General features: G+C 46.3%; 23 protein-coding genes and 1 riboswitch. Of the genes, 11 read left to right on the forward strand and 12 right to left on the reverse strand.

The window, feature by feature from the left end; all coding sequences use genetic code 11:
• The first annotated feature begins 130 nt into the window (after positions 1 to 130).
• Genes BW42_RS12045 through BW42_RS12055 form a run of 3 tightly spaced genes read left to right on the forward strand, consistent with a single transcriptional unit; the run spans position 131 to position 2,793 of the window.
• Positions 131 to 982: a GRP family sugar transporter gene (locus tag BW42_RS12045; protein WP_197026242.1), complete on the forward strand. Its 852-nt coding sequence runs from the start codon at positions 131 to 133 to the stop codon at positions 980 to 982.
• A gap of 18 nt (positions 983 to 1,000) precedes the next feature.
• Positions 1,001 to 1,786, forward strand: a complete 786-nt coding sequence (locus BW42_RS12050; protein WP_035411459.1) for an SDR family oxidoreductase — start codon at positions 1,001 to 1,003, stop codon at positions 1,784 to 1,786.
• Between the two features lie 32 nt (positions 1,787 to 1,818).
• On the forward strand, positions 1,819 to 2,793 hold the full coding sequence (locus BW42_RS12055; RefSeq protein ID WP_035411462.1) for a cation diffusion facilitator family transporter: 975 nt from the start codon (positions 1,819 to 1,821) through the stop codon (positions 2,791 to 2,793).
• A gap of 41 nt (positions 2,794 to 2,834) precedes the next feature.
• Here BW42_RS12055 and BW42_RS12060 read toward each other — a convergent pair whose 3' ends face one another.
• The 3 genes from BW42_RS12060 to BW42_RS12070 form a co-directional block, all read right to left on the reverse strand.
• On the reverse strand, positions 2,835 to 3,545 hold the full coding sequence (locus tag BW42_RS12060; protein ID WP_035411464.1) for a thermonuclease family protein: 711 nt from the start codon (positions 3,543 to 3,545) through the stop codon (positions 2,835 to 2,837).
• Positions 3,546 to 3,620: 75 nt separating this feature from the next.
• Positions 3,621 to 4,271, reverse strand: a complete 651-nt coding sequence (locus BW42_RS12065; RefSeq protein WP_035411468.1) for an SDR family oxidoreductase — start codon at positions 4,269 to 4,271, stop codon at positions 3,621 to 3,623.
• 60 nt (positions 4,272 to 4,331) lie between these two features.
• On the reverse strand, positions 4,332 to 4,598 hold the full coding sequence (locus tag BW42_RS12070) for a DUF5327 family protein (protein WP_035411472.1): 267 nt from the start codon (positions 4,596 to 4,598) through the stop codon (positions 4,332 to 4,334).
• Between the two features lie 57 nt (positions 4,599 to 4,655).
• Between BW42_RS12070 and BW42_RS12075 the strand changes: the two genes are divergently transcribed.
• Entirely contained in the window at positions 4,656 to 5,624 is a 969-nt protein-coding gene (locus BW42_RS12075) for a Gfo/Idh/MocA family oxidoreductase (protein WP_035411475.1), read from the forward strand.
• A gap of 33 nt (positions 5,625 to 5,657) precedes the next feature.
• Positions 5,658 to 7,319: a glycerol-3-phosphate dehydrogenase/oxidase gene (locus BW42_RS12080; RefSeq protein WP_035411477.1), complete on the forward strand. Its 1,662-nt coding sequence runs from the start codon at positions 5,658 to 5,660 to the stop codon at positions 7,317 to 7,319.
• Between the two features lie 47 nt (positions 7,320 to 7,366).
• Here BW42_RS12080 and BW42_RS12085 read toward each other — a convergent pair whose 3' ends face one another.
• The 5 genes from BW42_RS12085 to BW42_RS12105 form a co-directional block, all read right to left on the reverse strand.
• Positions 7,367 to 8,803, reverse strand: a complete 1,437-nt coding sequence (locus BW42_RS12085; RefSeq protein WP_035411480.1) for an amino acid permease — start codon at positions 8,801 to 8,803, stop codon at positions 7,367 to 7,369.
• 225 nt (positions 8,804 to 9,028) lie between these two features.
• Positions 9,029 to 10,324 (reverse strand): DUF2252 domain-containing protein, encoded by a 1,296-nt coding sequence (locus BW42_RS12090; RefSeq protein WP_035411483.1) that lies wholly within the window; start codon positions 10,322 to 10,324, stop codon positions 9,029 to 9,031.
• 68 nt (positions 10,325 to 10,392) lie between these two features.
• Positions 10,393 to 11,340: a peptide-methionine (S)-S-oxide reductase MsrA gene (msrA, locus tag BW42_RS12095; RefSeq protein ID WP_035411485.1), complete on the reverse strand. Its 948-nt coding sequence runs from the start codon at positions 11,338 to 11,340 to the stop codon at positions 10,393 to 10,395.
• Between the two features lie 69 nt (positions 11,341 to 11,409).
• Positions 11,410 to 11,592 carry a hypothetical protein gene (locus BW42_RS12100; protein WP_035411695.1) on the reverse strand — a complete coding sequence of 61 codons (183 nt, stop codon included), beginning with the start codon at positions 11,590 to 11,592 and terminating at the stop codon, positions 11,410 to 11,412.
• 80 nt (positions 11,593 to 11,672) lie between these two features.
• The gene (locus BW42_RS12105; protein WP_035411488.1) at positions 11,673 to 13,154 is read right to left on the reverse strand and encodes an amino acid permease; all 1,482 of its coding nucleotides are present in this window, start codon (positions 13,152 to 13,154) and stop codon (positions 11,673 to 11,675) included.
• 131 nt (positions 13,155 to 13,285) lie between these two features.
• Positions 13,286 to 13,474: riboswitch (Lysine riboswitch) on the reverse strand.
• A 165-nt stretch (positions 13,475 to 13,639) separates the two neighbouring features.
• Between BW42_RS12105 and BW42_RS12110 the strand changes: the two genes are divergently transcribed.
• Both BW42_RS12110 and BW42_RS12115 read left to right on the forward strand, forming a co-directional pair.
• The gene (locus BW42_RS12110) at positions 13,640 to 14,095 is read left to right on the forward strand and encodes a MarR family winged helix-turn-helix transcriptional regulator (protein ID WP_035411491.1); all 456 of its coding nucleotides are present in this window, start codon (positions 13,640 to 13,642) and stop codon (positions 14,093 to 14,095) included.
• 137 nt (positions 14,096 to 14,232) lie between these two features.
• A complete protein-coding gene (locus BW42_RS12115; RefSeq protein ID WP_231496910.1) occupies positions 14,233 to 15,324 on the forward strand; it encodes a diguanylate cyclase in 1,092 nt (363 codons plus the stop codon).
• Between the two features lie 41 nt (positions 15,325 to 15,365).
• On the opposite strand, the gene BW42_RS12120 is transcribed toward BW42_RS12115, so the two are convergent.
• Positions 15,366 to 15,971, reverse strand: coding sequence for a TetR/AcrR family transcriptional regulator (locus BW42_RS12120; RefSeq protein ID WP_052019139.1), 606 nt, complete (start codon positions 15,969 to 15,971; stop codon positions 15,366 to 15,368).
• Between the two features lie 192 nt (positions 15,972 to 16,163).
• On the opposite strand from BW42_RS12120, the gene BW42_RS12125 reads away from it, so the two are divergent.
• The 4 genes from BW42_RS12125 to BW42_RS12140 all read left to right on the forward strand — a co-directional run bounded on the left by BW42_RS12125 (position 16,164) and on the right by BW42_RS12140 (position 19,887).
• Complete coding sequence (locus BW42_RS12125) at positions 16,164 to 16,820, forward strand: HlyD family secretion protein (protein ID WP_035411497.1); 657 nt, start codon at positions 16,164 to 16,166, stop codon at positions 16,818 to 16,820.
• Between the two features lie 12 nt (positions 16,821 to 16,832).
• Positions 16,833 to 18,524, forward strand: coding sequence for a DHA2 family efflux MFS transporter permease subunit (locus BW42_RS12130; protein ID WP_035411500.1), 1,692 nt, complete (start codon positions 16,833 to 16,835; stop codon positions 18,522 to 18,524).
• 130 nt (positions 18,525 to 18,654) lie between these two features.
• Complete coding sequence (locus BW42_RS12135) at positions 18,655 to 19,206, forward strand: hypothetical protein (protein ID WP_035411503.1); 552 nt, start codon at positions 18,655 to 18,657, stop codon at positions 19,204 to 19,206.
• A 123-nt stretch (positions 19,207 to 19,329) separates the two neighbouring features.
• Positions 19,330 to 19,887 carry a nitroreductase gene (locus tag BW42_RS12140; RefSeq protein ID WP_035411506.1) on the forward strand — a complete coding sequence of 186 codons (558 nt, stop codon included), beginning with the start codon at positions 19,330 to 19,332 and terminating at the stop codon, positions 19,885 to 19,887.
• A gap of 119 nt (positions 19,888 to 20,006) precedes the next feature.
• Here BW42_RS12140 and BW42_RS12145 read toward each other — a convergent pair whose 3' ends face one another.
• From BW42_RS12145 to BW42_RS12155, 3 genes are read right to left on the reverse strand one after another with little or no spacing between them, the layout of a single operon-like run.
• A complete protein-coding gene (locus BW42_RS12145) occupies positions 20,007 to 21,209 on the reverse strand; it encodes a CDP-glycerol--glycerophosphate glycerophosphotransferase (protein WP_035411510.1) in 1,203 nt (400 codons plus the stop codon).
• A 31-nt stretch (positions 21,210 to 21,240) separates the two neighbouring features.
• Complete coding sequence (locus tag BW42_RS12150) at positions 21,241 to 22,266, reverse strand: ribitol-5-phosphate dehydrogenase (RefSeq protein ID WP_035411513.1); 1,026 nt, start codon at positions 22,264 to 22,266, stop codon at positions 21,241 to 21,243.
• Positions 22,263 to 22,976, reverse strand: coding sequence for a 2-C-methyl-D-erythritol 4-phosphate cytidylyltransferase (locus BW42_RS12155; protein WP_035411516.1), 714 nt, complete (start codon positions 22,974 to 22,976; stop codon positions 22,263 to 22,265). The genes BW42_RS12150 and BW42_RS12155 overlap by 4 nt, the downstream gene beginning before the upstream one ends.
• Positions 22,977 to 23,275: the final 299 nt, after the last annotated feature.

The raw sequence follows: 23,275 nt of genomic DNA on the forward strand, positions 1-23,275 counted from the left end.
GCAGACGTCCACCTCGGTGGACGTTTTTTATTCCAGAATAATTCATCTTCGCACCATAAGGTTTTTCCTATCGCCTTGCAGGGTACAGCTTCAAGTAGAGAGATAATAGTAAGGAGAGGTGAAACACTTGATTGATATTCTAATTGCCATCGTTCCCGCATTGATGTGGGGATCGTTGCCGCTTGTCGTTTCGAAAATCGGAGGTTCAACGGCGCAACAAATCATCGGTACGACTCTGGGTGCGTTACTTTTCGCGATCGTCACCTTCTTTTTTGTCAGCCCAGAGATGTCGACGACCGCTTGGGTTGCCGGATTCTTTTCTGGTGCCTTTTGGGCACTTGGTCAAAAAAATCAATTTGCCGCATTTCGTCAAATGGGTGTCTCAAAAACGATGCCAATTTCAACAGGGATGCAACTCGTCGGAACATCGTTGTTCGGTGTTCTTGCTTTTGGAGAGTGGTCAACGACAACTGCCTTGATTCTCGGAATCAGTGCGCTTGTATTGATCATTGCCGGAGCAGCTTTCACGTCTTATAAGGAAGATAAGAGTAAAGAAGATGAGAATATCGGCAAAGGATTGACGCTCCTTCTCATCTCGACTGTCGGGTATGTCGGTTACGTCGTCATCGCCCGCTGGTTTGATATTAATGGCTGGGAAGCCGTATTACCGCAAGCGATCGGGATGGTCGTCAGCGCCATTCTTCTTTCTTTACGAGAAGGAGACCTCTTCACGAAGAAAACTGCTGGCAATACCATCGGCGGACTCATGTGGGCTGTCGGGAACGTCGCTTTACTGTTTGCTACGGCAAAAGTTGGAGTCGCAACAAGCTTCTCCCTTTCTCAAACAGGTGTCGTCATCTCAACCATTGGTGGCGTCCTCTTGCTGAAAGAAACGAAAACGAAGAAAGAGATGACCTTCGTCATTATCGGTTGTATTTTAGTCGTTGCTGGTGGAATCATGATTGGATTTACGAAACAATAAATGAAGGAGTGAAGCATCATGTATGAAAGTTTAAAAGGAAAAGTTGCCGTCGTAACAGGTGGATCAATGGGAATCGGTGAAGCTATCGTTCGTCGTTATGCAGAAGAAGGCATGCGTGTCGTCATCAACTATCGCAGCCACCCGGAAGAAGCGAAAAAAATCGCTGAATCGATTCAAGAAAAAGGTGGGGAAGCCTTTATCGTCCAAGGGGATGTCTCAAAGGAAGATGATATGATCAATCTTGTGAAAGAGACGGTGGCTCACTTTGGTCAGTTGGATGTTTTCGTCAATAACGCGGGAATCGAGATGCCGTCAGCGTCCCACGAGATGTCGCTCGAAGATTGGCAAAAAGTCATCGACGTCAACTTAACAGGAGCTTTCCTCGGGGCACGAGAAGCACTGAAGTACTTCGTCGAACATGATGTCAAAGGTAGTATCATCAATATGTCGAGTGTGCATGAAATCATTCCGTGGCCGACATTCGTCCACTACGCTGCGAGTAAAGGTGGCGTCAAATTGATGACACAAACCCTTGCGATGGAGTATGCACCAAAAGGAATCCGGGTTAATGCGATTGGACCTGGTGCGATCAATACGCCGATTAACGCTGAAAAATTCGAAGATCCAGAACAACGCAAAGAAGTCGAGAGCATGATTCCAATGGGCAACATCGGGAAACCAGAAGAGATTTCTGCCGTTGCCGCATGGCTTGCATCTGACGAAGCAAGTTATGTCACAGGAATCACACTCTTTGCCGACGGTGGCATGACACTTTATCCGTCTTTCCAAGCAGGACGCGGTTAACCTATTTTGAGTAGACAAGGAGAGAACCGCTCATGACCACTTTTTTCTCATTGATCCGTCGCGGAAATAAGTCAGCCCTTGCTGCCGCCATCGTCAATACGATCATTGCCGCGATCAAGTTCGTCGCCTATATCTTAACTGGGAATGTAGCGATGTTCGCTGAAATGATGCATACGATCGGTGACGCAGCGAACCAGTTCTTCGTCTACATCGGTTCTGCTCTCAGTAAAAAAGCACCAACGAAACGGTTTCCGAATGGTTTTGGTCGCCTTGTGAATCTCGTCTTACTTGCTGCGATCATCGTCGTTGCATTGCTTGCTTACGAGACGATTCGGGAAGGCATCTTGCATATCACACACGGTCCTGGCGAAAAAACGAGTGGTTTGTGGATCATCCTGACGGCACTTGGCATTGGTGTCTTACTGGAAGTCGGAGTGTTCTATAAAGCGATGAAAGAAATCGCGCATGAGACGGGACTCAAATCGAGCGGACTGGCACTTGTTGGTCAAAGCTTCGCCCATCTTGGACAAGCCAAACCGGCGACACGTCTTGTCTTCATGGAAGATCTTGTCGCAACTCTTGGTGGCGTCATCGCCATTATAGCTGTCCTGATTTCGCATTATACATCGTTTTATCAAGCAGAAGGCATTGCATCCATCTTGATTGGACTCATGATGTTTTATGTCGTCTACAACGTCTTTATTCAAAATGCTGCCGGTGCGCTCGGTGAGGTTGATGAAGTACTGACAGCCAAAATCGGTGAAATCTTGTTACGTGATGAAGCGGTTCGGGACATCGAAAAACTTGAAGTCATCAAGGAAGGAGATCACTTCCATGTCGAAACGGAGATTGAAGTTGATCCCAACTTGACAATTGCGCAAGCGGACGACATTAAAGATCGACTCGAATTGCAAATTCGCATCCTTAAAGGAATCACCGATGTCACGATCTCCTTTGATGAAGATGATAACGTACAGCAGTATCAACCACCGCCACCACCTGTATGATAGATAAAAGCCATCGCTAGCGATGGCTTTTTTTGGGTTTATCAGCGTGTTGCTCGGACGAATCCGGCTTCTTGTGCTTCTTTCTCCGTACAGAACCGTTGCTCCGGCTTCACTTCATTGTAAGACTGACCACCCGGGACATGGTAAATTTTTTTACCTGACCGATTGATATTACCTTTGATATCGCAGGATTTCGTTTCTGTAATCGCTTGAACATTGAATCCGCGATTCGTGACGTAGCCATCGTGCTTCCAGATTTTCTTCTTTGCCTGCTTGGCTTCCTGTTCGATCTGTTCAAACACATCGACATAACGTGTGTCTGGTTCATAGACGAACGCCACACGCGCAAGACCTTTTCGGAGTAACTCTTGATTCAACATTTTATCGCCGTACCAGACATATGCGAGCAGTCGTCCGTATCGGTCAGTCCGGGAATGATCACGCTCTAACCGAATAGCTGTCCCGCTCGGTAATGTCTCTTTTGTAAACGCTGAAGCTTCCGTTCCATAAGGTTGAACCGGCGTATCCGGTTTAACAGTTTCCGGTGTATCGACGAGCAACAAACGAACATCCTCCGTTTTCCCGTCTGCTAGCCTCACTTTTAATGTATCCCCATCGATGACGCGTTGCACCGTCGCTTTCGTAATCTTTTCATCGTCTGGTTGCTTGATGCCAAGCAGATCGGTTTCTTCTGGTGCACAACCGATGAGGACGAATAAAAAAAGTAGACTTATGAATACAGATCGTCTCATTTCTATTTCTCTCCTTTCCATGAAAATACGGATTCGGTCAATGTCCGAACCCGCATACGTCACCTTGTTCATAAGTTAGTCTGCTGATAGAACTGTCTCTACTTCGTTACGGTTTGTATAGAGTGTATAGAACGCTTCCGCTACGTTTTTCGGATCAAGTGCCGTTCCACGCTTCACTTCTCCGGCAATCGTGACAGTTCCGACGTAGACACCGTCTTCCTTCAACGTATCATGGAGCATGTGCGTCACTTGACGAACGCCTGCCTTGCCAATCGAAAGCCCTGGTAACGATTTGATAGCTTGCATCGCAGCGCCACCTCCTGTAATCAGGATGGCGCCGTCTTTTCGTTCCTGCATCGAAGGAGCAACGAGTTGTGCGGCATGCAGTGCACCGAGAACATCGATCTCGAACTCTTTCGTAATCTGTTCTGCCGAGACTTCAAGGACAGATGCTTGATGTAAAATCGAAGCATTATAGACTAAGACATCGATTTGTCCATACTGCTCCTCTGTCCATTCGATGAGTGATGCGATATCGGCTTTTCGAGAAGCATCACATTCTACCCCCACCGCCTCTACACCTTCTTCTTTTAGTTCCGTGATGACGGCTGCAAGCGTTTCTTGTGTCCGCGCCGCACAAACGACTTGAAACCCTTCTTGCCCGAATCGTTTACTGATTTCATATCCGTTTCCTGGTCCTGCTCCAATGACGATGACTGTTTTCATGACGTATCTCCCTTTCTCATTTTAACTGTGATGGTTATTCCCTGAATTGCGTCATTTCATTCAAAAATCGAGCAATGAAGTGCCTTTTTCTTCTTTTTCCTGCGAAACACCCATGAAACGCGCTAACATCGGATCGACCGCTGGGGTTGCCTGAGGCGTTGACGTAGGAAGCGATATTGTCGAACTCGACGTCGAATCGGATTCGAGCAGTAGTTCACAGTAAACCTTCATCGCTGCAATCTGTTCTTTCTGCGCAGCTCCTGTTGTTTGGTCAATACGTTGCATCGCTTGGCGCATCTTTTCGATGATGTGTTGCTCGGTAATCATCTTGTATTCCTCCTTATGGTAGATTGAGGGTATGAACTTGAAAAGGATGTGTTTTCTATGATTCGTACCGCATTAGTTGGTTTTGGTCTTGCCGGTGAACATTTGCATGCGCCTTATTTACACGCACCTGATTATCAGTTGGTAGCTGTTCAGTCGAGTCGCCCGGAAGCGGTCGCTGCGTACGACGCGACGCTCCCTGTCTATCCGACACTTGAAGCATTACTTGAAGCGGAACAAATCGATTTAGTCGTCATCGCGACGGCAAATGATCTGCATTATCCACTCGCGCGTCTCGCCTTGCTCTCGGGCTGTGATGTACTTGTCGAGAAACCGTTCACCGTCACGCTCGAAGAAGCCGAAACGTTGACAGAACTAGCACGGACATACGGTCGGTTACTGACAGTTTATCATAATCGGCGGTACACGAAGGACTTTCGGACGCTGATGACCTTATTGAAATCTGGACGACTCGGTACGCTCCAGACGTTCGAAGCGCATTATGACCGTTACCGTCCCGATGTGCAGGAGCGTTGGCGCGAACAGGACGTTCCTGGTGCCGGACTATTGTACGACCTTGGTTCACACTTGATCGATCAAGCACTCGTCGCCTTCGATGAAATTCCAGACCGTGTCTTTTGTGATCAAACGATTCAACGACAAGATGGGATCGTTGATGACTATACACATCTAATTTTAGCCTTTGGCACGCGACGCGCTATTTTGCATATCGGTTCCATCGTTCCAGCTGTTGGTCCCTCCCTGATGGTGCACGGAACACAGGCGAGTTACTTCGTTGATGAAGTCGATACAAAACGGACGACCTATCAATTGGCTGAAGCAAATGGACCTCTGCAAGACTTCCCTTTTGTTTCCGGTCATTTTGGGGATTATTATACGGATCTCGCTCCAGCCATCCGTAAGCGAACCACACCACCTGTCTCTGCGAAACAGGCTGAACTCGTCATGAAAATCATTGATCGTGCTCAAAAGAGTGCAAAAGTGGGTACATGGATAGAAGTAGACTAACTATCCATTTCAGACGAACAGGGGGAAGACAAGATGTTTTCAAGTACGGAACGGACAGCATGGTTAGAAGAAATGGGACAAGAACTTCTAGACGTCCTCGTCATCGGGGGCGGTATCACGGGAGCTGGTATTCTGCTTGACGCACAAAGTCGCGGCATGCGGACAGGCTTGATCGAAATGCAGGACTTCGCCGAAGGGACATCGAGCCGATCGACGAAACTTGTCCATGGTGGATTGCGTTATCTGAAGCAGTTCGAGATTAAACTCGTCGCCGAAGTCGGGAAAGAACGTGCCATCGTGTATGAGAACGCACCGCACGTGACGACACCGGAGTGGATGATGCTTCCACTTGTCGAAGGTGGTACATTCGGTAGCTTCTCGACCTCGATCGGCTTACGTGTCTATGACCAACTCGCTGGTGTCAAACGCCATGAACGTCGGACGATGCTTAGCAAAGAAGAAACATTACGTTACGAACCACTGTTACGCTCAGAGCATTTAGTCGGCGGTGGGCGTTATGTCGAATATAAAACGGATGACGCTCGACTGACGGTCGAAGTGTTAAAAGCAGCCATCGGTTACGGCGGACGTGCCGTCAATTATACGAAAGCGGAATCGCTTGTCTACCACAATGGAAAAGTCGTCGGTGTCGAAGTCCGTGACGTCTTAAGTGGCAAAACGTATACGATTCGGGCGAAGAAAATCATTAATGCGACGGGTCCGTGGGTCGATGAACTGCGTGAAAAAGACGGTTCGAAATCCGGAAAGTCATTACACCTGACAAAAGGGATTCATCTCGTCATCGATCAAGTACATTTCCCGTTGCAACAAGCCGTTTACTTCGATGTTCCAGACGGTCGGATGATCTTTGCGATTCCACGTGAAGGGAAAACGTATGTCGGAACAACGGATACGAACTATAAAGGAGATATTCTTGAGCCTGGTGTCACCGTCGAGGATCAGGATTACATCCTAGAGGCGACGAATCAAATGTTCAACGTCGAGTTACGACCTGAGCATGTCGAATCAACGTGGTCTGGACTACGTCCACTCATTCATGAAGATGGAAAAGATCCAAGTGAACTGTCCCGAAAAGACGAAATCTTCGTTTCGAAATCCGGTCTGATGTCAATCGCCGGTGGTAAGTTGACTGGGTACCGGAAGATGGCAGAACGAATCATCGATATGGTCGCGGAGCAATTCAAGACAGAAGAAAATCGAATTTATCTTGCTTCCCGTACGCACGATATCTTGCTTGGTGGTGGTCATCCACAAGGAAGTAAAGGATTCGCGCGTTACATGAAGGAACAACAACCAAAAGGCGAAGCACTTGGGTTGTCACCGAATGAGACGACATGGCTCATCCAGCGCTACGGTACGAATGTCGAACGTGTCTTCGAATTGATTCGGACACGCGGTGACGAAGCCGCTCGTTATCAATTACCGTTACACTGGTTCGGTGCCCTTCTGTATGGTCTAGAAGCAGAGCTCGTCATGCAACCCGGTGACTTCTTGAACCGTCGTGCTTCAGCCGTCTTCTTTGATTTCCCACATGCTGAACAATACGCAGACGGTGTTCTTGCCCTGATGCGTAGCGAACTCGGCTGGTCGGCAGAAGATGAAGCGAAAGCCAATGAAAGCATTCGTCGTGAATTTGATGCGGTTCGCGTCAAAGGTCCTGTTCCACTTTCCTAACACAAAAAGACCCGATCGCCTGAAGGCGACCGGGTCTTTTGATGTGTTTACTCTTCTTCTTTTGAAGCAGCAAGTTCCGCTGCCGGCATGTTTCCTGGGTGTAGATTCGAACGCTTACGCGCAAACGTAAAGTAAAGCACTAAACCGATTGCAAGCCAGATTCCGAAAGCAATCCATGTCTCGAGTTTCAAGTTGAACATCAAGAAGAGACATGCAGCGATTGCTGCGATTGGCACATATGGCATACCCGGACATTTGAATGCACGTGGGAGATCCGGCTGTGTTTTACGAAGAATCAAGACAGCGACAGAGATTAAGACGAATGCTGCGAGTGTACCCATGTTGACGAGGTTCGCGATGACATCGAGTGGAACGAATCCAGCGACGAGTGAACTACCAAGTCCGATCATCCAAGTCGCCTTGAATGGTGTTTGGTATTTCGGATGCACTTCGGAGAATACTTTAGGGAACATCCCGTCACGCGAGATCGCAAACGCGAGACGCACCATTCCGTATGTCATGACGAGAATAACCGTTGTGATCCCGAGAATCGCACCGAGATCGATGAAACCAGCGACCCAGTTTTGACCTGCCATTTGAATCGCAAGTGAGACCGGATGATCGATACCAGCGAATTGTTTGTAAGGAACGATCCCTGTCATGATGGCTGCGACGATGACGTAAAGAATTGTACAGACAGCAAGTGAACCGATGATACCACGTGGTAAGTTCTTTTGTGGATCACGGACTTCTTCCGCTGCTGATGTAACAGCATCAAAACCGATGTACGCGAAGAAGACGATCGCAGCACCCGAGAAGACGCCTCCCCAACCAAATGGAGTGAATGGTGTCCAGTTTGATGGTTCAACGTAGCCAACACCGACGACGATGAACAACACGACGACTGCTAATTTGATGACGACCATGATGTTGTTGACACGTTTCGTTTCCTTGATTCCCATCGACAACAATGCCGTAATGGCAAAGAGGATCAGGAAGGCTGGAAGGTTGAAGTATGTCTTGGCTCCTTCTACTGCTCCTGGAGCTGCTGAGAGAGCTGTTGGCACATGGATATTAAATCCTGCGAGTAAAGACTGGAAGTAACCTGACCAACCGGCTGCTACGGCACTGGAGGCGAGTCCATATTCGAGAATCAAGTTCCAACCGATGATCCAAGCGAAGATCTCTCCCATCGTTGCATACGTATACGTATAGACGGATCCACTGACCGGAATCGTTGATGCAAATTCAGCGTAAGCAAGAGCAGCTAGACCACAGGCGATGGCAGATAGAATGAATGATACGATAAGTCCTGGTCCTGCAGTCAACGCTCCTGTTCCCGTCAAAACGAAGATTCCGGTACCGATGATGGCGCCAATTCCTAAAAACGTTAAATCCATCGCGCCAAGATTTCGAGCAAGTCCACTGTTGCGTTTACTTGCAGCAATCATAGCGGAAACATCTTTTTTCCGCGTCAAACTCATGATGTACTTCCCCCTATATCCGTTGTGATTTGTCTTACGAAGCGAGTCGTTCGTAAGAACTTAATCAAAAATTTACGAAGTTTTCAGATAAATTGATATAGGTCATTATACCTATTTGTTTTTTGCATGACGCTTTCATCTGTTAAAGAATAAAAATCACTTCAAAAATATCGGCATGTAACATCTGTTACATGCCGATATTTTTCTCCTTTTTCAGTCCACGTTTTAAGTCGTTTTCCACGTCTTCGTCCATTCTAAAAACACTTGGTAATCCAGCTTTGTTCGCATGACATAAGCTTCTGACCAACGCTCGATCTGCTCCAAAAAAGCGGTATCGGAAACACCGATAGCTCGAATGATTTCAACATCCGCATGATGGGTTAATATTTTTTCTTGAATTCCCGCATCTTGATCTGCCCGCGCATGGATTTTCGCGGTAATTTGACCTTGAATACATAACACGTTCTCAAGGTCTTCCTGACTTTTTATATGCTTCGCCTTTAGTTTTTTCTTGTACGGTGAGCGCTCGCGTACATAATATTCCTTTTTTTCAATCGTCAGATAACCAAGATATGGATCTTCATGTGCCTGCATCGCCTTTTGCGACGTGATGACCCGTCTCCCTTGATGAACGGTTTCTGCTTCTGGACGATAAACGGGCAGGAATAACGAAGGGACAGACGTTTGCGCTTGTTTCATCTCAAGAATCAAATCTTCTTCTCCCCCTTCGCCCTCAATCAAGATGTAATAGCGCTCGAGACCAATGGATGCTGTTCCGCTGTCTAGCTTACGAACGATATCCTTGATCGTATAGAACGATTCCTCACGGCGATCCTCGGTGTCGATTGTCTCGATGTAGGAAGGCCAGGCAGACTCAATTGCTGCTCGTGTCGCATTATCTACTACTTCCATATCCGGGAGTGTACAAAATCGTCTCACGCCATCTACCAGTTCCGTTCGCTCCCCCATTAATTCTTCACGTTTTTTTTCTGCTTTTTTGATTAACTTCTTGATTGGTCCTTTTGTATTATCCCGTGTAAAACAAACATCACTTGGATCTTTTCCAAGTGCATACTTTTTTAAATCATGTAAGTATTCAAGAACATAATTACGAATTGCAGGGACTGAATCATATCCTGCCTCTTCAGCGAATAATCGCACAGAGACTGCCATGCGAATCAAATCGTATAAATACGATCCTAAGTATCCTTCATCAAAATCGTTGACGTCGTAGATGATTTCTCCTTTTGCATTGCCATGGACACCAAAGTTCTCAAAGTGAAGATCACCTTGGATCCAAGTTGGCTTATCACGAGGTGTGTCAAAACCAAGCGGAATCCGGGTCACATCGTAATAAAAAAGATGCGAACTCCCCCGAAAAAAACGAAATGGACTCAAACTCATCTTGTCGTACTTTTCCTGACGTGCTTTCTCATCGAGCTGACGGATTTCATGATCATAGAAATCAAGTACCTTTGCAATCGTCATCTGTCGAATCTCTTCATACACGGACTGAAACATCTGATCCTCTCCTTTCCATTTGAAAAAAAGAGCAGTCAAAACGAAATCGTTTGACTGCTCCCTACATGTTACTCGAAATGTTTTTTATATTCCCCGTATCCTGCCGAATCAAGCTCTTCTACCGGAATAAATCGTAACGCTGCTGAGTTGATACAATAGCGTAGACCACCAAGCTCTGTCGGACCATCATCGAAAATGTGACCAAGATGACTATCTGCATTCGCAGAACGTACTTCCGTCCGCGTCATCCCATGACTCGTGTCGAGTTCGACTTCCATCTTGTCTTCTGAGATCGGTTTAGCGAAGCTCGGCCAACCACAGTTTGACTGGAATTTATCTTTTGATGTGAAGAGTGGTGTACCATCGACGATATCGACATAAAGACCTGGACGTTCTTCATCCCAGTATTCGTTACGAAAAGCGGGTTCTGTCCCGTTTTCTTGTGTTACTTTATACTGAATCGGTGTCAGACGCTCTTTCAATTCTTTTTCCTTACCATGATCCTTCCACGCTTCCTTAATGAATTTCGCACGACCGGAGCCGACGCTATACATCTGGTAGCGGAATGGGTTCTTTTTATAATAATCTTGGTGATATTCTTCTGCTGGCCAAAACGGCTTTTCCGGACGAATTTCTACCGCGACCGGACGCGAGAAACGTCCTGATGCGTCAAGCTCTGCTTTCGAACGTTCAGCTGCTTCACGCTGCGCTTCATCGACATAAAAAATGGCCGGCTGATATGATTCACCACGGTCATTGAATTGACCGCCCCCGTCTGTCGGATCGATTTGACGCCAGAAGATATCGAGTAATTCTTCGTACGTAATGACGGACGGATCGTACGTGACTTCAACCGCCTCCAAGTGACCTGTCGTTTCCGAACAGACCTCTTTATAAGTTGGGTTCTCTGTATGACCACCGGTATATCCTGAAATGACCTGCTCTACCCCATCATATTTATGGAATGGCTTGACCATGCACCAGAAACAACCACCTGCAAATATTGCTTTTGCCATCTATCTTCCCCTCCTCTGTATGTCTCTATTTTACCGCGTTCAGAGAATGGACTCGACTTTCCTGCTCATTCAATCCTCTGGGTTCGTTTTTAGGCGACGCATGACGAAGTAAATTGCTGCGAAGACAAGAAGAAGTCCTCCAAGCGAGTACCAGATGTTATTCAAACGATAAATCATTTGGTACAAGGCAAGCGTCACAAGCAATAATGCGATCGGTAAGAAGGCACGCTTAAAGTGGTACCAGTAATTCACGAAGATCGCCTCCTGTTTTTCTTTCATCTTACTTGAAGCGACATCTAAAAAGCCACCTTCATTTGAAGGTGGCTCGTTGATTACGATTGACGTGGATGTTCTGGGAAGTCCATCTCTTCGTAACGAACAATCGACGTCCGGTTTTTGAATTTGTGTCCTAACCAGAAGGCAAGGAACAACGGAATTCCGACATATGTCGCGGCAATCCCGACCCAATCAATTTGATCAGCAAGGAATGCTGCATAGTTTTGACCAACGATGACAAGGAAACAAAGACCGAATGCAAACAGCGGACCGAACGGGAACGCTGGTGCAACGTAAGGTAAATCTTTCAACGAATGACCTTGTGCAAGGAATCCTTTACGGAAACGATAGTGACTGATCGCAATTCCGAGCCATGCGATGAATCCTGTCATACCTGAAGCATTGAGTAACCACAGGTAGACTTGTCCACCAAACATCGATGTTAAGAAACAGAGCGCACCGATTGCTCCTGTTGCAAGCAAGGCGTTACGCGGTACCCCATTTTTCGACACTTTTGCAAAGAACTTTGGTGCATCTCCTTGACGAGCAAGTGTATACAGCATCCGTGTGGAAGCATACATACCTGAGTTACCGGCAGATAGAACAGATGTCAAGATGACGGCGTTCATGAGTGCTGCCGAGAACGCAAGACCTGCTTTTTCAAAGACGAGCGTAAACGGACTAACGGCAATGTCCGTGATGTCATTGGAAACCAAGTTCGGGCTCGTATACGGAATGAGCATCCCGATGACGAAAATCGCAAGGATGTAGAAGAGTAAAATGCGCCAGAAGACTTGTTTGACTGCTTTTGGAACGTTTTTTTTCGGATTTTCCGATTCACCTGCGGCAATTCCGACTAGTTCTGTTCCTTGGAAACTGAATCCAGCAACGAGGATGATTCCGATGACGGCAGGAATACCACCGACGAACGGCGCATCCCCGAGAGCAAAGTTTTTAAAGCCAACTGGTGGCTCCGATGTAAAGACACCGAAAATCATCGCAACACCGACGACTAAGAAGACGATGACAGTGACGACTTTAATCATGGCGAACCAATACTCCGCTTCCCCAAAACCTTTAACGGAGAAGTAGTTCAAGCCGATCATGAGTAAAAGGAATAAGGCACTGAAGTAAAATCCAGGAACGTCCGGGAACCAATACGTCATAACGATTTGTGCTGCAACGAGCTCAACTGCGATCGTGACTGCCCAGTTGTACCAGTAGTTCCAGCCGAGGGCAAAGCCGAATGAGGGATCGACGAATTTTGTCCCGTATGTCGAGAAGGATCCGGCGACAGGCATATACGCCGCCATTTCGCCAAGACTTGTCATTAAGAAGTAGACCATCAGACCAACGATTGCATACGATAGGAGTGCACCACCTGGTCCTGCTGCTGCAACGGAAGCACCGGACGCGATGAAAAGTCCTGTTCCGATTGCCCCACCGATGGCGATCATCGACATATGACGGGCTTGTAATCCACGTTTTAATCCTTCGGCTGTCGAATCTGTTGTTTGTTTCACATCTAGTTTGTTCATTTCGTTCGCTTCTCTCTGTTTAGATTTTTTGAGAGGACACTTTTTGAATGAAAAAACAAAAAGCGCCCTCATCTTCCAGATGGAAGATGAGAACGCAACATAATAAAATGAATGCGCCTCATTCTACCGTCGTGAAAGATAGCTCTCCACAAGTAAGTGATACCCGACTTGTGACAGTATTAGACCTATTCGATCTAATCCCAATCGATCATCTTCAAAGCGATGATTGATTTCGGCAATTCTTCCTTTCAGGTCACTTCATTTGTCGCTTGACGACATCCGTAACCGTACTCTTAAGAACTGCAACCTCCATCCCACTGGTTGAGTGAGAACTGAATTAAATTAGTTATTACTACGCCATATTACACAAACCGCCACGAAATTGTCAATTGCCTTTTTTGAATCTGGGGTAGTAGATGGTAAAAATCCGATATGTTTAGTACACTAAATGATAGAAGTCCACTGAGAGAAAGGATGCTGCTTGCATGCCACAGGAACGTGATTTGCTGACTTACCGACTCGAGGAACAAATGCGTGTCATTCTTCGTACCCTGCGACGTGAACTTAATCGACTATTTGAAGGAACAGCAACCCGAAGCGAATTTTTCATCTTACGGAGTCTTTCAGAAAACGGTCCCCAGCGTCCGACACTTCTTGCGGAACAATTTGAGCTGGCGACGAGTCAAGTCACTGCTTTAACGGATAAGCTCTATAAACAAGGATATGTCACACGGACGCGTTCGACGGAAGATCGTCGCTCGATTGTCCTCGCTTTGACGGATAACGGAGAGCGTGCTTTTCGGGAACTCGAGGTCGTCCGAAGAAACTATTTACAAGATCGCTTCGGAACTTTAACAGAAGAAGAACTGGAAACGATGATTCGCGTCTTCGATAAGATTTTACTGACGATGGATGAGGATACGCTCACTTCGTCTTCATAAAAAACGGTAGATTTTCTACCGTTTTTTATGTTTTATCTAAACATTTACCTCTGTCTAACCGTTACCTAGATGAGTATACTGGAGTATATATATGGAAATCTGTTAGCTGGGGGAGTTGGGAGGATTTGTTGTCCATCATGAATCAATTCATCATTAACTTTTGTCTACTGTTCACGACGATTACTCTCTTATTCTTACCATTTCGGAATCGACCACGTATTTCGCTGAATTCCAGCTGGAGTACACGCCTCATATTGGGAAGTGTCTGTGGTCTGATTGCAGTTTTATTGATGTTCAATGGCATTCAGATCGATGTCGCCCGTGTGGATTTACGAATCATCCCAGTCGCGATCGCTATGCTATTCGGTGGTTTCCCGAGCGCCATCGTCGCCGGTATAATGATCATCGGGACACGTTACTTTTTGACACCCGTCGATCAAATGGAGGGTTTTTATCTGTCCACACTGATTATCGTCTTAATCATTACGACGATCGGAATCGTACGTCGATTCGTTCATGTCTCGACGCGCCATTTTCAATTATTGGTGTCAATTGGTGTTCTCTATTCGTTACCTGCCATCTATATCCTAACAAACAGCTGGTCGACATTCTTTAAAATTTCAATCGCTTATATTTTCTTTAATCTATTGGCTGGCTTTGTTGCTTTTCGACTGCTGACGGAATTACGCCGTCACTTCGAAAACATTCAGTATCAACAAAAACTAGCGATGACGGATGCTTTAACCGGACTTGCCAATCGGCGCCGTCTCGATGATTCACTGTCACTTGTCGGTTCAACGGATCAAGGGTATTCACTTGTCTTGATTGATATCGACTTCTTCAAGCACGTCAATGATACATATGGTCATGACGCCGGGGATGATGTCCTACGTCAACTCGGCATGACACTCGCTTCCTTAACACGACCGGATGACCTCGTCGGACGATACGGTGGTGAAGAGTTTTTGATCATTTTACCAAGCACTACAGCTAAAGAAGCTCAAAAAATCGCAGAGTTGGCTCGGATGACGGTCGCACGCAACCTGTTCCCGACGGCAGACGTACCTGATCTGCAAATCACGATTTCGCTTGGGATTGCACATTCTAGTGGTTCCCATACGTCTTTAGAAGCATTACAAAAAGCAGATAAAGCGTTGTATTACTCAAAAGAAAGCGGACGAAACCGAAGTACGATTTATACGAAGGAACTTGCCTTCCGACAAGCTTGAATAAGAGACACTTCCTAGCGGGAGTGTCTCTTTCTATGACCTTATTCCGTTTCTTTCGGAAAACCGATGCTTTCAACCGTTCCAAAGACGATCATCCGGCTCAATTGCTCCGCCATATATGCGGATGAATATGGCCGACCGTTTCGCAACCAGGAAATCAATAATCCTAACTGTCCACCAATGACATAATTCAGTAACAAATCCCGATCGACGAAAGTCGCATCTTCTGCGACTTGGGATCGAAAGACGAGGCGATAATTTTCTTTCAACGTATCAAGAAAACGTGAGATGAACGTTTTGATAGGACCTTGAACGAGCATCGTCTGGTAAAATAATTCGTTTTCTTCAATGTGAATGAACAAACGAGCAAAATAGCGACTGACCTGCTCGACTGTCGGAAATACAGTGCCTGTACCCGTGATCCGAATCGCTTGTTCGAGCGCCATCATCTGTTCCTCAACGATTTGGTCAAGCAAATCATATTTATCTGTGTAGTGCGCATAAAAGGTCGAGCGGTTCACACCCGCCCCATCCGTCAGCATCTTGACGGTGATGCTCGAAAAGCTGTTTGTCTTCAGTAAATGAAACAATTCCATCGTAATACGGTCACGTGACCGTTTTGGTCGTGGATCACGGCTCTCTTTCATGTGCATTTCACTCCTTTTCCATCATCTTTTTAAAAATGAATCCGTTATCATTTATTTTTCCAACATTTTGTCGGAAATTGTTGGTTGTTTGTTATCTAACTATCCATATAATTAACTATATTAATTACTCCTCCCCCCAGAGGAGTACTTTTTTTGAATCGATTGTACACAAGAAAGGATGCTAACACACTCATGAGTATGAAAAAATTACTAATCATTAATGTCGTTACACTCATCGTTTTGATCGGTGGTGGGGTCGTCGGATACTACTATTACGATCAAGCAACAAGCTATGTCAAAACAGACAATGCGAAAATCGATGGCAAAATGATAACGATTGCTAGCCCAAGCGCTGGTAAATTAACGGACTGGTCTGCTAAAACAGGCGAATCGCTCGACAGCGGTGCAACACTTGGTCACATCATGACTGCGCAAGCTGGACAAAAACCAACAGATCTTTCTGTTTCGATGCCTGCGAAGGCAACGATCGTTCAGTCGATGGCGACAAAGAACGGCTTCGTCGCAGCCGGTACACCACTTGCCTATGGTTTTGACTTAAACGACCTTTGGGTCACAGCGAACATCGAAGAAACAGAAATCGATGAAATCAAAGTCGGACAAACCGTTGACGTATATGTCGACAGCTATCCTGACACGACACTTTCTGGTGAAGTGGAACAGATCGGAATGACGACAGCTTCGACGTTCTCGATGATGCCTTCTTCAAACGGAAATGCGAACTACACGAAAGTCGCACAAGTCATTCCAGTTAAAGTATCACTCTCGCAAGAAAAATCACTCGACATTCGACCTGGTATGAATGTGACCGTCCGCATTCATAAGGATTAAGGAGGGACGTTCATGTCTACTACCTTCTTGTTCGGATATAGTGCGTTCACGATTCTGGTCATCATCGGCGTCAACTGGATCGCCCGCCGGAATCGTCAATCCGACATCGCACTGGCCACTGACGGACCGACACTTGAGGAGTCCCTCGAGGCGGAACCGACGATGACCGTGACACCACCAGTCGCAGCACCTTCAAAACAAGTATCGACTGAAAACGTCAGTATTCCGAAAGTACTGACGGTCTTACTGATTGGTATGTTCATTGCTATTTTGAACCAAACGTTGATTAATGTCGCGTTACCGGTTCTAATCAATGACTTCAACGTGTCGACGTCCACTGCCCAGTGGTTGACGACAGGTTTCATGCTCGTCAACGGGATCTTGATTCCGATCAGTGCTTTTTTAATGCGCAGTTATACGTTCCGCCAGTTGTTCCTCGCTTCGATGACACTCTTTTTCTTCGGATCGGTCATCTGTTCGATGGCAATGAACTTCCCGGTCATGATGATTGGTCGTGTCGTTCAGGCAGCGGGGGCTGGTATCTTGATGCCACTCGGATCAAACGTCTTCATGACATTATTCCCACCGCATAAGCGCGGTGCTGCCATGGGAATGCTCGGAATCGCTATGATTCTCGCTCCTGCTGTCGGACCTACGATCACAGGATATGTCATCCAAAACTATGACTGGCACGTCATGTTTTATGCGATGTCGTTCTTTGGATTAGTGACATTGTTACTCGGTACGGCCTGGTTCCGCCTGACGCAGCCACTCTCGAAACCTTCTTTCGACGCACTGGGCGTCTTATTCAGTACGATCGGATTCGGGAGTCTCCTTTACGGATTCAGTGAAGCCGGGAATGACGGCTGGGATAGCCCGATCGTCATCAGCACGATCGTCATCGGCTTAATTGGAATCGCTGCTTTTGCAATGCGTGAGCTGTCGATGGAAGATCCGATGTTGAATATTCGTGTGTTAAAGGTTCCGGAATTTTCGTTCACCCTCTTCATCAATGTCATCGTCACGATGGCGTTGTTCGGTGGGATGTTGCTTTTACCGATTTACCTTCAAAGCATTCGCGGTTTTTCACCGGTCGATTCAGGTCTTCTCCTTTTGCCCGGATCACTGATCATGGGAATCACCGGACCGATTGCCGGTCGTTTATTTGACCGCTTCGGTATTCGACCGCTCGCTATCTTCGGTTTGACGTTGATGACGTACGGGACATGGGAATTGACGCAATTAAACATGGATACGTCGTATTATTCCATCATGGGCATCTACATGCTTCGGTCATTCGGTATGGCATTCATCATGATGCCGATCATGACTGCCGGTATGAACGCTTTACCGATGAAGATGATCCCGCACGGAAACGCAACCCAAAACACACTTCGTCAAGTCGCCGGCTCCATCGGAACGGCAATTCTCGTCACCGTCATGACCCGTCAAACGACGGCTCACTTGGCAGACGATGCGAATCAGTTCACGACGCTCGACCCGACGCTTTCGCAACATTTAAACGATCTTGGACAACAGCTGGGTAGCTCACAAGCTGCTTCAACGAGTTGGTTTACGATGCTGACAAAACAAGCAACGATCCAAGGGATCACTGACGCGTTCTGGATTGCGACCGTTTTATCTGCGCTCGCATTGATTCTGTCCTTCTTCTTGCACGGAAAAAAAGAACCAAATCTGGATTGATTCATGAAGGACCAGTTGATGTCATATCAACTGGTCTTTTGCTATACTTCGTGAAAAGTTCTTCTTTGCACTTCTCTCTTAAAATCGATACACTAGGGACAATGAGTTTCATATCTAAAGGAGATGCTTTATGGTTGCTTTTCTGCAATTTTATGCGTTCATCTTTGCTTGTTGTTTTGCTTGGCAAGTCGGTCGACCATCGCCTTGGTCGCAAAAGATTTTTCGCGCCTTTTTAACAAGTGTCAACGGGCTCTTCGTCTTTGCACGTGCCTCGATTTCAATCTTTTTGTTAGTTGGACCACTATTACTCGTCACATATCTTGTTTTTCCACGATTAATCACTTTTGAAAATGGTTTAGCGATGGTGATCAGTGTGCTCGTCATCGGACTGGTCGATCGTCTCGTCAGTCTCGTCGTCCTACCACTCATGCGTTCCTTTTTCCTAAAACGTCAACGCGTCATGCCACAATCGGTGGAAATGGTGCTCTATACGATGGCAATGGCTGTCTTGCTCTTCATTCAGCTTCATGCTGTTCCTGGCGTTCAGATTCATGTAGCATTAACGCTTTTCCTGGGATTCACGATTTATTTCGCCCATTATTTATTTGCGTTGTACCGGATTCGTCTCATGAAAAAGAAACTAACGACTGTTGCTCAAGAAGAGGAACGAAAAGCCTCTTAATACAAATTCAACGAAAGATGATTTCTTCTTAGGAATCGTCTTTTTGTTTTCTGACAAATAACATTGACAATGATAATCGTTATCATCTATAGTGAAAAAGTACTCAGTGAGGAGATGAAACGGATGCATGTCCAACAAGTGATTGAAACACGCCGGTCCATCCGGTCTTATACGGAACAACCAGTTCCAGTCGAATTAGTAGAGGCATTACTCGAAACGGCGATGTATGCCCCGAATCATAAATTACGAGAACCTTGGCGTTTTGTTCTCGCAATCGAAGAGGGACAAACTCGGTACGTCGATGCTTTGATGGAGTTACTGACAGCGCGTGGTCAATTCGAGACGAAAACATCTGAACAACGTCAACAGGCTGAACAAAAATTACGGGAAGTCCCGGTTTACTTAACAGTACTTTGTCAGGTACAAGGGACACCGGATCAACAGCTAGAGGATACACTCGCAACAGCTGCCATGATTCAAAATCTACAGTTGGTGGCGACAGAGCGCGGCCTTGGTTGCTGCTGGAAGAGCGGAAAACATTGGTTTACACCAGAATATGCTTCAATCGTTCACGCTTCAGAAAATGAACGGGTTCTCGGCGTCATTCAAATCGGCTGGCCAGCCCTCGTTCCACCTGTCAAACCGAGAACGTCCCTGAAGGACAAGTTGACGCACTTTTAAGAGGTGCGCATTCTGCGAGCTACCCCTGCTCGCGCCAATCAAGCCCCAATTCAAAATAAAAACGTTCCGATGACGTCTCTCTCCCCAAATGGAGACGCAATCGGAACGTTTTTTTGTGTTCATACCGGCGTTTTCGTATAGACAGGTGCTTCCGGAATCGTGTCATATAACAAATGATCGACAATTCGTTTGGTTGCTTCCCCGTCCTGATACGTAAAGAACTGATTCGCGAACGTCTCGATCTTCTGCGTATCGAATTGCCCGCGTTTAATCCAAGCGATGACGTCTTCGAACGTCGAGACAATCGGTCCCGGTACGAAGGATTCATACGGGAAATAGAAATCGCGTTCTGCTTTGTACGACTGCAGATCGTTAACAAGGAAAATCATTGGCTTCTGCAACAAGGCAAACTCGAAGATGACAGATGAATAATCCGTGATCAGAATATCCGCAATCTGCATCAGATCATTGATATCCGGATAGTCTGTCATGTTAATGATTTGATCCGAATACGCGTCCGGTACGATTGGTGGATTAAGAACAAACGGATGCATGCGAAGCAAGAGGACTGTATCCGGTCCAAGCTCACGACGAAACTTCTCAAAATCGAGCTCTTGATCGTAATGTGCCGTTGTTTGTCCATTTCCTCGGAACGTCGGCGCGAGTAAGATGATTCGTTTCTTGCGCCATTCTGGATATCGGTCATACAACTTTTCTCGCACACGGGCTTGGCGTGCTGTGTTCAGTAGTTGATCCGTCCGTGGAACCCCTAATGGGTAGATCCGTTCCTGCGTCATTCCGAAAGCATCCGCATATGGTGCGATACATGCTTCACCGGAAACATAGACCTTGCTATAGTTCCGGTGAATCTGGACCATCTTCAAATAATCATCATCCGGCGAATAGGATTTATCAAGCACACTATAGCCGAACTTTTTAAAGGCTCCACAAGCATGCCACAGCTGAATGACTTCTGTTCCTTTCCGTAAGGACGAGACATATACAGGATAATAATAATCATCGATGATGAAATAACGGGCAGTCGCTAATTCATACGTCGCTCGCATCATGTGGAAGACGTATTGAATTTGTCCCACCAACGATTGAGGAAATCGTTTCAACAAAAAAACGTATTCATATCCTAAATCGCGTCGCTCTAGTTCATCGTAGACGGCACGAAAGTTATCGACGAGACGATCGGAACGATAGGTCGCAAAAACGACTTTCTTTGATTGGATCGGCAGTCGCTTCGTCAACCAATATGTCATAGCAAGCAAATAGTGGACCGTCCGTCGTTGCAATAACCGAATTTTTTGTTTCATAGACGATTCTCCTCTTTTTCAGCGCATATCATCACATGCACCATTCCATGACCGTCTTTCCGAAGCGATTCGTTAAATCGTTTTCAAACGCTTTATGAATATCTTCGATTTGTCGGATTTGGAATACGCCCGAAACCAGATTCGATAGATAGGCTGGAATGTCCGGATGGGTTTGATATAATTCCATCGTCCGTGCGAAATCAGCCGGTGTACTTCGACTTGATCCGTAGACACGCAGTCCTTTTTCAAGAATCATCCGCGTGTTGATCGCGACGGCATCTTCTGACACACCGAGCAATGCCATCGTGCCTTCTGGAATAATGTAATCGATCATCTGATTGATCGCATATTGGCTACCGATTCCACCGACGCATTCGAAACCGTGGTTGAAGGAGACATCAGCTGGAATCTGGTCGATGTGATATGTCTCGTCCGCAAACGAGAAGTAGTCGAGCTTCGACTGGGTTTTACCGAAGACGAGTAGTTTTGCTTCCGGATATAATTTACGCAACAAAAGTGCCGTGATGAAACCAAGATTTCCATCGCCCCAAACACCGAACGTCTCACGGCGTGGATGGGCAATCTTTTCAAAGCGAGTTAAGGCATGGACCGATACACTGACAAGTTCAGTGAATGCCGCGACTTCAGGATCAAGATCAGCCGGTACCTCAACAAGGCGATCCGCTTTCAAGAACACATAGTCTTGCATATAACCGTCGTATCCACTCGAACGGAAACGACTCGTGCGCAGATAGTTTTCACCAATGATATCATCTTCTTCCATCGGTGTATTCGGTACCATCGCAACGAGCGTTCCCTTTTTGAATGTACCGCTTGGATCATGGACGACTTTTCCGATTCCCTCATGAATCATGGCCATCGGTAATTTTTTCGCCAATACTTCCGCACTACGACTACCTGTGAAGTAGCGTTGATCGGCGTGACAAATCGATAGATATGTCGGACGCACGACGACACGATCGGTATTCAGTGATCGCTCATCATAGGTCACTTCAATCTGACGCGGGGCGACGAGTTGATAGACTTGGTTAATCATTGATGAATCCGCTCCTTCAAGATAGCATTCGCGATCCGTAGGTCGTATGGTGTCGTCACTTTAATATTGAACAGTTCCCCCGTGACGAGCGCCACATCTTCTCCTTTCAGAAGAAGAATCTTACAAGCATCCGTCAAAATCGCCCGTTCTTCCGTTGAGAGTGACTCATAATGCGATTTTAACTTCGTGATTTGGAAACTTTGTGGTGTTTGCCCTTGATACATTTGATCACGAACCGGAATATCCGTGATCGTTTTGCCGTTCGTTGACGCGACGATCGTATCGATCGCTGAAATGACCGTGTCGCATGAACCGAACTCTTGCGCTGCTTCGATGTTTTCCTTAATGATGCGGCGCGTCAGGAACGGACGGACGGCGTCGTGCGTGACAATGATGTCTTCTTCAGACAGACCGTTTTTCTCTTCAATCCAGTTCACAGCTGCCATGATTGATTCATTTCGATCTTGTCCACCCGGTGTAATGACAAGACGTTCATCTTTTCCGATGTATTTCTCCAAAATATCGCGTGTATAGTTAATCCAAGCAGTCGGTGTGACGATGATGATGCGGTCAAAATCCTCATGTAACAAGAATTTCTCTACTGTATGGACGATGATCGGACGTTCTCCGATCGATAAGAATTGTTTCGGGCGATCGACATTCCCCATTCGTGTTCCTTTTCCTCCAGCTAAAATGGCTGCATAAATCATCTTCTGACGCAGTGTCTCGTTGCCTGTTCCAAACGAGACGACCTGCTTCCCTCCCTTATGAAATAATCGTATTTCGGTTTTCTCTCCCTATCCTTCAGGGTATGTGTAATGATGCAGTCTTTGTTGAAGTGTTATTTTACAAAAACACAAAAAAATAAAGAAATCCCTATTAAATTTAATGTCTCACGATATAATGAGTGGTGATTTCTAGTTTCACTATACTATGTTCAACTGCGTTTTAAAATTTTATCCGTATTGTGTAAATGTAATGTAATTATTCGAGCGAGGAGAGATGGTTT

It is taken from the genome of Exiguobacterium sp. RIT341 (assembly GCF_000632205.1).
Taxonomy (GTDB): domain Bacteria; phylum Bacillota; class Bacilli; order Exiguobacteriales; family Exiguobacteriaceae; genus Exiguobacterium_A.

Bases quoted from the DNA above. Each gene is read 5' to 3' on its own strand.
- BW42_RS12050 (WP_035411459.1), top strand. From the start codon at position 1,001: ATGTATGAAAGTTTAAAAGGAAAAGTTGCCGTCGTAACAGGTGGATCA.
- BW42_RS12055 (WP_035411462.1), top strand. From the start codon at position 1,819: ATGACCACTTTTTTCTCATTGATCCGTCGCGGAAATAAGTCAGCCCTT.
- BW42_RS12060 (WP_035411464.1), bottom strand. From the start codon at position 3,545: ATGAGACGATCTGTATTCATAAGTCTACTTTTTTTATTCGTCCTCATC.
- BW42_RS12065 (WP_035411468.1), bottom strand. From the start codon at position 4,271: ATGAAAACAGTCATCGTCATTGGAGCAGGACCAGGAAACGGATATGAA.
- BW42_RS12070 (WP_035411472.1), bottom strand. From the start codon at position 4,598: ATGATTACCGAGCAACACATCATCGAAAAGATGCGCCAAGCGATGCAA.
- BW42_RS12075 (WP_035411475.1), top strand. From the start codon at position 4,656: ATGATTCGTACCGCATTAGTTGGTTTTGGTCTTGCCGGTGAACATTTG.
- BW42_RS12080 (WP_035411477.1), top strand. From the start codon at position 5,658: ATGTTTTCAAGTACGGAACGGACAGCATGGTTAGAAGAAATGGGACAA.
- BW42_RS12085 (WP_035411480.1), bottom strand. From the start codon at position 8,803: ATGAGTTTGACGCGGAAAAAAGATGTTTCCGCTATGATTGCTGCAAGT.
- BW42_RS12090 (WP_035411483.1), bottom strand. From the start codon at position 10,324: ATGTTTCAGTCCGTGTATGAAGAGATTCGACAGATGACGATTGCAAAG.
- msrA (WP_035411485.1), bottom strand. From the start codon at position 11,340: ATGGCAAAAGCAATATTTGCAGGTGGTTGTTTCTGGTGCATGGTCAAG.
- BW42_RS12105 (WP_035411488.1), bottom strand. From the start codon at position 13,154: ATGAACAAACTAGATGTGAAACAAACAACAGATTCGACAGCCGAAGGA.
- BW42_RS12110 (WP_035411491.1), top strand. From the start codon at position 13,640: ATGCCACAGGAACGTGATTTGCTGACTTACCGACTCGAGGAACAAATG.
- BW42_RS12115 (WP_231496910.1), top strand. From the start codon at position 14,233: ATGAATCAATTCATCATTAACTTTTGTCTACTGTTCACGACGATTACT.
- BW42_RS12120 (WP_052019139.1), bottom strand. From the start codon at position 15,971: ATGAAAGAGAGCCGTGATCCACGACCAAAACGGTCACGTGACCGTATT.
- BW42_RS12125 (WP_035411497.1), top strand. From the start codon at position 16,164: ATGAGTATGAAAAAATTACTAATCATTAATGTCGTTACACTCATCGTT.
- BW42_RS12130 (WP_035411500.1), top strand. From the start codon at position 16,833: ATGTCTACTACCTTCTTGTTCGGATATAGTGCGTTCACGATTCTGGTC.
- BW42_RS12135 (WP_035411503.1), top strand. From the start codon at position 18,655: ATGGTTGCTTTTCTGCAATTTTATGCGTTCATCTTTGCTTGTTGTTTT.
- BW42_RS12140 (WP_035411506.1), top strand. From the start codon at position 19,330: ATGCATGTCCAACAAGTGATTGAAACACGCCGGTCCATCCGGTCTTAT.
- BW42_RS12145 (WP_035411510.1), bottom strand. From the start codon at position 21,209: ATGAAACAAAAAATTCGGTTATTGCAACGACGGACGGTCCACTATTTG.
- BW42_RS12150 (WP_035411513.1), bottom strand. From the start codon at position 22,266: ATGATTAACCAAGTCTATCAACTCGTCGCCCCGCGTCAGATTGAAGTG.
- BW42_RS12155 (WP_035411516.1), bottom strand. From the start codon at position 22,976: ATGATTTATGCAGCCATTTTAGCTGGAGGAAAAGGAACACGAATGGGG.